General features: G+C 63.1%; 10 protein-coding genes. 9 read left to right on the forward strand and 1 reads right to left on the reverse strand.

The features are described 5' to 3' along the window. The 5 genes from BM374_RS39260 to BM374_RS37595 form a co-directional block, all read left to right on the forward strand. Positions 1-268, forward strand: a 268-nt coding sequence (locus BM374_RS39260) for a hypothetical protein (protein WP_210188634.1), incomplete at its 5' end; no start/stop codon positions are given. Positions 269-1,067: 799 nt separating this feature from the next. Beyond that, complete coding sequence (locus BM374_RS37580; RefSeq protein ID WP_143270360.1) at positions 1,068-1,397, forward strand: hypothetical protein; 330 nt, start codon at positions 1,068-1,070, stop codon at positions 1,395-1,397. 18 nt (positions 1,398-1,415) lie between these two features. Further along, positions 1,416-2,087, forward strand: coding sequence for a hypothetical protein (locus BM374_RS37585; RefSeq protein WP_092303991.1), 672 nt, complete (start codon positions 1,416-1,418; stop codon positions 2,085-2,087). A gap of 195 nt (positions 2,088-2,282) precedes the next feature. Then, on the forward strand, positions 2,283-3,206 hold the full coding sequence (locus BM374_RS37590; RefSeq protein ID WP_092303993.1) for a class I SAM-dependent methyltransferase: 924 nt from the start codon (positions 2,283-2,285) through the stop codon (positions 3,204-3,206). 171 nt (positions 3,207-3,377) lie between these two features. After that, positions 3,378-3,656 carry a hypothetical protein gene (locus BM374_RS37595; protein ID WP_092303995.1) on the forward strand — a complete coding sequence of 93 codons (279 nt, stop codon included), beginning with the start codon at positions 3,378-3,380 and terminating at the stop codon, positions 3,654-3,656. A gap of 62 nt (positions 3,657-3,718) precedes the next feature. Here the strand turns inward: BM374_RS37595 and BM374_RS37600 are convergent, their stop codons facing one another. Then, positions 3,719-4,861 carry a helix-turn-helix transcriptional regulator gene (locus BM374_RS37600; protein WP_092303997.1) on the reverse strand — a complete coding sequence of 381 codons (1,143 nt, stop codon included), beginning with the start codon at positions 4,859-4,861 and terminating at the stop codon, positions 3,719-3,721. Between the two features lie 262 nt (positions 4,862-5,123). Between BM374_RS37600 and BM374_RS37605 the strand changes: the two genes are divergently transcribed. From BM374_RS37605 to BM374_RS37620, 4 genes are all read left to right on the forward strand, one after another. Next, positions 5,124-6,263, forward strand: coding sequence for a helix-turn-helix transcriptional regulator (locus tag BM374_RS37605; protein WP_244552884.1), 1,140 nt, complete (start codon positions 5,124-5,126; stop codon positions 6,261-6,263). A 117-nt stretch (positions 6,264-6,380) separates the two neighbouring features. Continuing rightward, entirely contained in the window at positions 6,381-7,316 is a 936-nt protein-coding gene (locus tag BM374_RS37610) for a class I SAM-dependent methyltransferase (RefSeq protein ID WP_244552885.1), read from the forward strand. Continuing rightward, positions 7,307-8,743: a hypothetical protein gene (locus tag BM374_RS37615; protein WP_092304001.1), complete on the forward strand. Its 1,437-nt coding sequence runs from the start codon at positions 7,307-7,309 to the stop codon at positions 8,741-8,743. The genes BM374_RS37610 and BM374_RS37615 overlap by 10 nt, the downstream gene beginning before the upstream one ends. Next, positions 8,740-9,288 carry a hypothetical protein gene (locus BM374_RS37620; protein WP_092304003.1) on the forward strand — a complete coding sequence of 183 codons (549 nt, stop codon included), beginning with the start codon at positions 8,740-8,742 and terminating at the stop codon, positions 9,286-9,288. The genes BM374_RS37615 and BM374_RS37620 overlap by 4 nt, the downstream gene beginning before the upstream one ends. Positions 9,289-9,800: the final 512 nt, after the last annotated feature.

Genomic DNA, 9,800 nt, shown 5'->3' on the forward strand with positions numbered 1-9,800 from the left:
GCACCGCGCCGCCGCGGTCAGGGCAAGAATCTATTCCGGGTCGGCTGACGGCCTCTCGTGGCCAGCGCTGGTGCTCGTGCCACCGTGCTCGGCGCCGTCAAGGACGGCCCTTTGGGCCGCCGCCTCCGGCGGTCTTCGATCCTTGACCGCTCCTGCGCGCGGCGGCGCGCCGGGAGGCGTCGGGACGAAGGGCGTCCCGACCATCGACCGCGCCTCCGGCGGGTCGAACAACGGGCGATCAGGCGAGCTGGCTGTCCTCTCCCACTGACATTTCTAATGAGCGGAACCTGCGACTTGTCTATCGGGCGCCGACATTTCGGCAGTCTTTATGAAGGTCCGGCAACACACCGGCGCACACACGCGTCCACATCTGCCCCAATGACTGACTTCCTAACGACCATGACTTGCGCAGGGTTGTTACTGTTCCCACTCGATCCGCACATCATTGGCTTTTGGGAGGCCCTTAAGCGACACATAAATGGCAACGCTGATCTAGGCTACCGCGAGACAATCAGTATCCCTGGTATCGCGAGGTGCGAGTTGGAGATCGCGAGCAGAGTCGACGAGTGGATCGGCCACTTCACATTAGCAAGTGCACCCTCCCCGATTGCTCGCCTCTTTGAAACGGTTAATTTCGGGGCGTTCAGCGCTATGATGGCAGGACCGCTGCCTGCGGCCAATCAGGTACCTAATGAATTCCAATTTCGACCGATCATCCAGATCATCTTGCAACTTGAACACGAAATACGGATACTACAGCCCAATGTTTGTCGGAATACTAAGAGCCCTTCTCGACCCGAGATGCGAGTTTAGAATATCGTTGGGTGAACCCTCTAAACTGGGCGCTTGTCCGGAGCAGTTGCTGAAATGCAGCAATTCCCGACTTGTGTCTGTGAATTGCGAGGCCGCGGCTTAGTGAAGGTCGGCGGTGGCGCGACATAGGACATGTCCCTCAATGGAATACTGCAGCTATTCGGAGATCATCATTGCCATCGTGTTCGACGGATCGCCTGTTCCGCCTGAGGCGCCTCGCAGCCATCTGGCTGGGGGTCTTGTTTTCGCTCGTCATGACGCTCGGCGTCTGCGTGCTGTCCATGGAGCTGCGGCGGTCCGGTAGCGGATGGCATCTGATGCTTGCGATCGGCGGAAGCTTCTGGCTTCAAATCGCGACGGTGCTCGCCGCGCTGAATGGCTCCCGGAGCTGGCCAGCCGTTCTGGTCTTCCTGAGCATGTCAATCTACATCGCCGTGACTGTCACGTTGAGCACGCCGCCCCCCTGGGCCGCCGGCGCGTTCTGGCTGGCGGCCTGCATCGTCGCAGGCCTCGGTGCACGCCAAATCTACAATCATGATGTCCGGGGAATGGCGGCGGGGCAGCGCCCATATCGGGGCGAATGAGGTACCGGATTGCGCGCCATGTCGATGATCGTCCGGACGGCATACGGGTTCGGGGCGCAATCCGCGATCGCGATCAAGTGCTGCCTGTTGCTTCTCGCCCTGGCACCACTAGCCGCCCGGGCCGCGGAGCCTGTTGCGCAGCTCGAGATATTCAGGGACGTTCCCGACATCCAGGACAGCTATATCGTCGCGATCTATCCCGATCACGAGGAGCTCAGCGTCTCGTCCAACCTGTTCTTCCTCCCGCGACAGGAATTCGGCCGCTACGTCCGTCCGCGAACCGACCTTTTGGCCAAGGTCGAGGAGCTCATTGCCTCCGGAGCCAACTTCCAGAAACCTGAATCCCGGACGCTGGTGTTGACCGGTTGGCATGCGACGCTCAAGGGCGAGGAGCTCGATGCGCTCGATCCTCGCTTCCAGAAGACCTTTGCCCTCATGAGTCACACGATCGAGCACGGGGGCTGGCGCCGCGAAGACGTCACGACCGTCAAGTTGAAGCGCGGCGTATTCCTTCACGTGGCCCGGTTGCAATATTCGAACCGGCACGTGGAATTGACGAGACCTCACATCACGAGAACACCGGTTCTGGACGGGCTGGAAGCGTGCCCCGACGTGATCAACGATCATCTCGTGTGTCGCGTCCGAAAGGGTTTCATACTGCTGGCCAAGCCCGGGCATCGCTACAAATAGGGCCGCGAAGGCGGCATCAAGCATTTGCGCCATGTCCGGCTTGCGCAGCACAGCGGCGACGGCCCGTTCGGGTCACCGAGCACGATGGTTCACCGCAAATTCTCCATGGCCGCAGTCCGGAACGACGACCCATTTGGGTCATGCGTAGCTTCGCCGCGTGCGCTCTTCTGGCGATCTCAACGGGAGCAATTGGTCATGGAAAGTATAGCGCGGTCGGAGATCACCACAAGGCTTGGTCCGGTTCTCGATGGATTTCACGACCGGCTGCAGAAGGTCCCCAGCGTTGCGGTCGTGGATGAGATGATCCGGGAGCTGGGCGCGTTCTACGATCTGGCGGTGCAAAGCAGTGCCCTGGCCGATTTCAGGACGATCTGCCGGACCCATCCCGTACATCGGATGGCGCTCCAGGATCCGTTCACCGCGAGGGCGTTCGACAAGCCGCGCGGCTATGCCGGCGACGCGGTCATGCTGGACTACATCTATCGCCCAGGCCACCTGCAACTGACCGAGCTCGGCGCAGCTATCCATTTCATGACCACCGGCGTCAGCGCCGCGAAGAGCATCCTCTGGCGCCGGGACCATCTCGGCTGCGAGATTTCGAAGACCGTGGACCGCGTCCGGAACGCGCGCATCCTTTCCGTCGCCAGCGGCCACCTGCGAGAGCTGGACATCGTCCGATCCACCATCCCGCAACGCGACTTCGAGATCGTCGCGCTCGATCAGGACGGCGCCTCGCTGCAGGAGGCCGTCAACTCCAACCCCGACTTCAACGTCAACCCGATGAACAGGTCGATCTCGTATCTCTTCAAGTCCAGAAACGACGTCACATACGACCTGATTTATTCGGCCGGACTGTTCGACTATCTTCCGGCCGAGACGGCATCCGCCCTGCTCAGTCGCCTCGTCGGCATGCTCGCGCCCTCCGGCCGGCTTCTGGTCGGCAACTACGCGCCCGAGAATTACGGCCGGGGCTACATGGAGGGGATGATGGGATGGACGCTGATCTATCGCAGCGAAACCGGGTTCGAGGCGCTGCTCAGCTCGAGCCGGGACCGCAGGGTCTATCGCGACGAGCCCGGCAATGTGATCTACCTGGAAGTCTCGACGCATTGGAGCTGAGCTGCGGCACGAATTACCCCCGCATGACCCAGATGGGTCAGGCGCTACGACGATCCTCGAGGCAAGCTGTTGTTCGCGTCAAGGGCCAGGCGTCTCGTCCGCCTCCCGCTGACTTCAGCGGCGAAGGGCGGCGGCGGCCGGGCTTGTTTCATTCATGTTGAGGAAAAGAAAATGCGTATCCTGCCGAAGATCTTCATGGCGACGGGCCTGTTTCTGGCGACGTCGGCCGTCGGAGCGCAGGCCACCTGCCTGTCGATCGATTACAGCGGGCCTTTCTGGGTCAATCACTGCAGCACCAGCGTATGGGTCAACTGGAGCGACAACGCCTATTGCGGCAATTGGAGCTGTTCCGATCGCGTCGGAGCGGGCCAGCGCTCGACGGCAAGCATCGGCTCGAGTGTGCAGTGGTGCGAATGGACGGGCGGTGCCACCGGCCGTGGTCCGTGCTGAGCGGCCCGTGCATTCGGTTCAGCCCCTTGGGATCGCGCGCTGCTGCGCGATCCCGGCGAAGCTCAGGTTTGAATCCGGGCGAGCAACGCGGCCAGCTCGCTCTGGCGATGCGTCCCGGTCTTGCCGAAAATTGCCTTGATCTGATTCCGCACCGTTTCCCGCGACAGCCGCAGCTCGCCTGCGATCTTCTCGGGGGACGCCCCGGCCGCGATCATCGCGGCGACCTTGGCCTCGGCGCCGGTCAGCGAGAACGCTTCCGAGATGGTTTCAAGTGACGACGGACGCGCCGCCTCCAGGTCCGTCAGGGTGAGAATGAACTTTGCACCGAGGAAAGGCGCGCTCGCCGCCCCGTGGACTGCCAGAAGCTTCATGAGAACCGGCTTCTTGATCTCGCGTCGTGCAACGATGATACTCTCAGACTGCCCGTTCGATCCGCATCGGAATTCGTCGCGGCCCGCATCCGACGTCATGCGGTCGAGCGCCTGACGCGCCTTGCCGTCGCGAATGAACAGACGCGAGTTGCGAACCCGAAACTCGGAATCGAACACGGCCTCGGCGCCCGCATTGATGCCCAGGACGAGGCCATTTCGATCCAGCGCCACCGCAGGCTTCTGAACGAGATGCAGGCCATCCAGCACCCCGGTGAGCACGGACCGTCCGACGGCGGCCGACAAGTCCGCAATCTCGGCAAGAGCCGGCGCGAGCGGCGCGAGCCGCAGCATGTCATCCGGCTCGAACGGCCCCTGCGCGTCGGTCCGCTGGAAGGCGACCAGCCAGGGCTGCCCCGCGACGGGGAAACGAATCCAGCCTCCCCATTTCAGCTTTCCCTGCCGGAGGAAGTCGTTGAAATAGGCGTCCTGACGGAACATCTGGCGCATTTCGTCGTAGCTGAACATATCCGCGTCGCAGAACGCCGGGGCAACGGGAGGATGGGACGAAGCGAATAGGCTTTGGACGCGCGGGACCCTGATATCCCTGAGGTGCCACTCCTCCTTGAAATAGACCCTAGTGAGGTTCTCCATCGAGGCCGTATAGGGCACGTCCGACGTTCGAACGCCGGCCTGCCTCAGGCTGGCTCCCTCTGCGCCGACGGCCCGGCACATCTCCTCGAGCAAATCTCTCCATTTGCCTGGATCGACCGCCGCTTCCCCCAGTCTGGCATGGATCCGCGAAATCCCGGAAAGCTCAATCGATTGACTAGCCATGCATTGCCGCGAATTCCGCCGCCAGCTCAAAAGTGACTGCTAACTTTGCGGATGCGCGCGCTTCAGAGCATCCCCCATTTGTGGTACGCCGCGTGTACGCGGCAAATTTCGATGGGCTAGAATGGTCGACGACGGACCTTCTTGAGTGCACAAAAACCATGCAAACTGAGTTGAAAAAGGCGAGATCCGGTGAACTCGTATTGCCGCTCGATCGATGTCCTTGGCAGGCAGGCGGCCCCGGCAACCTGTGGAGGCCACTCGCGTGAGTTTGCTCTCGTCGGCAAGTCTCCTTCTGAACGCGATCGAAGCCATCTACGATGCAGCACCCGATCCGTCGCAGTGGCCGCGAGCGCTCGGGATGATCGCGGACTGCTTCGGAGACGTCGGTGCGTTGCTGATGTGGCGGCGGGACGACGGCTCATACGGCACGATTGTTTCTGCAAGTCTTGTCGAAGCGCAAAGGGATTACGAAGAGAGCGGTTGGACGAGGCGCGACATAGCGGCAATCCGGGCGATGGAGAGCGGCTATTTCTTCAACGGCGAGCCCTACGCGAGCCGCCACCTCGTTTCGAAGGACGAGATCAGCGACCATCCGTTCTTCGTTCAGTTCAGAGCGCAACATGGGCTTGGAACGCTCGGAGGGGTAGCGGTATCGCCTGACCCGCATGTCGGCGTTCTCCTCAGTCTCCAGGGTCATGCGGGGCGGCCCGAATATTCCGACGCCGAACTCGAAACGGTGCGCCGCATCGGGCGCCATGTCGAGAAATCGCTACGGCTTACGATCCGCTTGCTGGATGCGGAGCTCGCCAAGGTGGGCCTCGGCGAAGCGTTGGCCCGGATCGGGATTGGCGTGTTCGCGCTGGATTCACTGGGACGCGTGGTGTTCTCCAACCCGGCCGGGCAGCGGCTGATCGGAGATCAACTGCAAATCGTCCAGGGGCGGTTGCGGATCGGCTCGGGCACCGAACGCACAGCGATCGACGAGGCTATCGCGCGGACGTTGCGCGGAGATCCGCACCACCTGATCGGCGATCCAAAGCCCGTTCTCGTTCATTCCATCGGAGCGAGCCGCCGGCTGGTGGTTTATCTCTTGCCGATCGCGTCGCGAGCCAGCCTTGCCGAAAAGTTTCTCACCCACACCCGCGGCATCGTGCTCGCAATCGAGCAGAAGCTTGATGAGCCGGCCGATCCTGCCGTCGTCCGCGACGTGCTCGGCCTGACCTTGGGCGAAGCGCGGATTGCAGCCCTCGTGGGGGCCGGTCTTCCCCCGAAGGAAGCCGCGGAGCGGCTGGGGATCGCCGAGGAAACGGCCCGCACCGTGCTCAAGCGGGTCTTCTCCAAGGTCGGCGTCTCCCGGCAGAGCGAGCTAGTTGCCGTGCTGGCGAAGCTGGTGCTTCGCTGAGGCGACGGTCCGGCTGCGCACGCGCGCGAAGGCAGCGACGACGCGACATAACCCACTTGGGTTATGCGAGGTCCGGGCGGTCATGCCAAACGTTCTTCCGGAACAAGGGGGTTCCGGATGAGCGAGACGTTGGAGAGGCTGGACCTTTCCGATTTGCAGCGACAAGTCGCTGCGTTTTCAAGGTTCTTTGCCGCGATGCCCGCCAGTCCGGCAGGCGCGATGCACGGGACGGTCGCCGAGATGCATGCGCTCTGTGGCGCGCTGGCCGGCGTTCCGCCGGCTCTGTGGAGATCGCACGACGTTCAGGACGTGTTGAGGCCTGCCGCCGAGCTGCAGGCATTGTCGCCCTTCGTGCGGAGACTGCGCGAATGGCCACGCGGATATCCAGGCGACTTCGAAACGATCGAGCTTCTGGTCAGGGGAGCCGCGGTGCCGACAACTCCGGATGCCGGCGCGTGGATCGACTGGTATGCGCTGAACACGGCCATTGGCCAGCAACACCGCAACAAGATCTGGTGGCAATATCTCAAGATGTGTGCCGTCACGCCGGGACGGATATTGTCGGTGGGTTGCGGCGGAGGTGCGGATTTCAACATCGCCGCTCATCGCTTCACGGCGTCCGAAATCGTGCTTCTCGACCTCGACCAGGAGGCCCTGCAGCTCGCGCAGGACCGGCTGCAGCGATATTGCGAGGTGCGCACGATCTGCGGGGACGTGCGCCGCGGCATCCGCAAGGCTCAGGACGACGGGCCGTTCGACATCGTGGTCTGTGGCGGACTGTTCGACTATCTCGACGACCGCACCATCGCCTTCTTGCTGAAGGAGCTGCGTGAGCGCGCGGTCAAGGAGGGCGGGACGGTGCTGTTCACGAACATCGCCACGGACAATCCGTTCCGGGTGTGGATGGAGGCAATCGCCAACTGGAAACTGATCCATCGGTCGGAGGCGGATATCAGGCGCATCGTCGACACCGCCGGTTTTGACCTTTCGAATTTCCAGGTCCAGAAAGATGGGACGGGTCTGGCTCACCTCGTCGAGATCGGATGCGACTAATCCTGGAACATGCTCCGCGTCGCGCCAAGGTGTTTCGCGGACTCCTGTCCTCCTTCGTCAGCGGCGCATCAGCGAATCCTGCTCATAAAGCTCCGCGTTCATTCGGCAACGATTCCGTCCGACGACGTACTGAAAGGGAGGGGCCCCTGAAGCTTCGTTTCCTGACCTGCCTCCTCGCCGCGCTCGCGGCGCCGGCGGCGGCTGACGACATCGAGTCCGCGCTCGCGAGCGGGATCTGCCCGACCGCGAAAATTGACGACCGCGGCCTGCCCGACTTGGTCTCCTGCAAGGTCTACGAGCCCGACTGGTTCAAGGCTTCGGCCTGCCAGGACGAGGCAATCCACCGCTGGAACCGGATCCTGAAATACAACAAGCTCTACGAGGGCTGCCACGCCGGCGATTCCGCCGGCGCCAATCCGCCTCCGGAAGACAACATCTCGCGCCGGCTGGCCACTGCCACGCCTCGGCTTGAGGACGCGGGCGAGAAGGTCCGGCGACAACGCGGCGATTTCGATCGGGACGCCGCCTCGCCGGAGCGGCGCGAGCAGGTGAAGGCCGTCTTTCGGGAGCAGCAGCGCCGCAACGACGAGGCGATGGAGCAGTTCGGCAAGATGCTGCTAGCGGGCAAGGAAGCCAAGGAACGCCGCGAAGCTGAAGTCGCTGCCGCTCAGCGGCAGCAGGCCAAGGAGGATGCGGCGAGACGGGCGGAGCAGGACAGACAGAATGCGCTGGCAAAATGCGGAACGGACTACGAGGACGAAAAGTCCGCCTGTCCGCAGGTGACGTTCTCCAGAGCATGGAGGGACGGCATTAGGACCGTCGTGTCTCAAGGCGATGGAGTGCCGTGCCGCAATCAAGCAGACAAGCGGTTCCGCGCCTGCAAGGCCGCCTATCAGAAGGAAGATGATCGGCTCACCGAGGCACTAGAGGGATGTCAGGTAGCCTACGATAGCGGACGGGCGACGTGCACCGGCAACACCAAGGCATTCTGGCAGGAGCATTTCGTCGCCGCCTGGATAGAACTCGAGGGCCGCACCTGCTTGGATGCTGCCTCCGCTCAGAAAGAGTTTTGCGAGGCTAAGGCCAGGCACGAACAGCAGTCCACGATCGACGTGCTCGCTCGGGCTTCTTCCTTCAGCGTCAACCGGCATGAGAGGATCTACAAGTCGTACGGCGACTGGGTGCCACAGGAGGTCGATTCCGATCCGGGGCCGTCCTATGTGCCCTCTTTCGGTCCGACCTATCAGGGACAATCGCCGCAGATGCAGCCGGCTCCCAACGGTCCGCGCCAGACCGTCACGCCCGCTCCGCAGCGGCCGAGCGGCGGGGATTCGACGACGACCTCCAACTACCGCGGCGGAGGGGGCTCGGCGCGCTACGTACCGCCGCCGCAGCCTCGCTTCGTCTCCCCGGGAGCGGTGAGATGAGCCCCCATCTCCAGCCCAAGGCGGAAATCATGGCGATCTGCCAGACCGCTCTTTCGCTCCTGCTCGCCGCCGCGAGCGCTGGCCCCGCCGTCGGCGCCGGCAATGTCGAAGTCCTGCGCCTGCTGACACTCTCCTTCGCCTGTCCGGCGGACGCTTACGAACCCGAGGAGCAGACCTTCGGGACCTACGAGAGGCGCCTCGACCGCTACCACTGGATCGGGGACGACAAGACGTTCAGGCTCGCGATCGACCAGAAGAGGATGACTGCCGAGGTCAACGACGGCCAGTCGACGTCCGATTCGCGGGAGCTCATCGAAGCCAAGATCGGTGACATCGAGGTCGCGGTCCGCAACGGGACCGACGTCACCATCCGCTGCAAGGCAGGCGCGCAGTCGGAGCTGTGCATCGTCAATCTACCGACGCAACCCGGCGAGACGATCGAAGAGGGTTCGGGCGACGCGGAACGGTCCTTCCACGCCTGTTCGACGGAGGCTGCGGATGACATCCGGATCGCGCTGGAGTACCTGATGGGACTCCGTCGTTAGCGGGCCGGCGGAAGAAGCACTCAAGCTCCAGCGACGCTTCCAGACGGAAAGTTGCGGATCGTCTCCCGTGGAGTGAAGGTCGGACCAAAGCCCACGTAGCGAGTCTTGATCAGCGTCAGTGCCTTTCAATCCGACCGCCGGACAGTCCAGTTGCTCAGCTTGCGGGCTTCTTCGAAATGTCGGCGCCCGATAGACAAGTCGCAGGTTCCGCTCATTAGAAATGTCAGTGGGAGAGGACAGCCAGCTCGCCTGATCGCCCGTTGTTCGACCCGCCGGAGGCGCGGTCGATGGTCGGGACGCCCTTCGTCCCGACGCCTCCCGGCGCGCCGCCGCGCGCAGGAGCGGTCAAGGATCGAAGACCGCCGGAGGCGGCGGCCCAAAGGGCCGTCCTTGACGGCTCCGAGCACGGTGGCACGAGCACCAGCGCTGGCCACGAGAGGCCGTCAGCCGACCCGGAATAGATTCTTGCCCTGACCGCGGCGGCGCGGTGCTTTCTTGCTGCGTCCTTCATC

It is taken from the genome of Bradyrhizobium sp. Ghvi, assembly GCF_900115265.1.
In the GTDB taxonomy this organism is placed as follows: Bacteria; Pseudomonadota; Alphaproteobacteria; order Rhizobiales; family Xanthobacteraceae; genus Bradyrhizobium.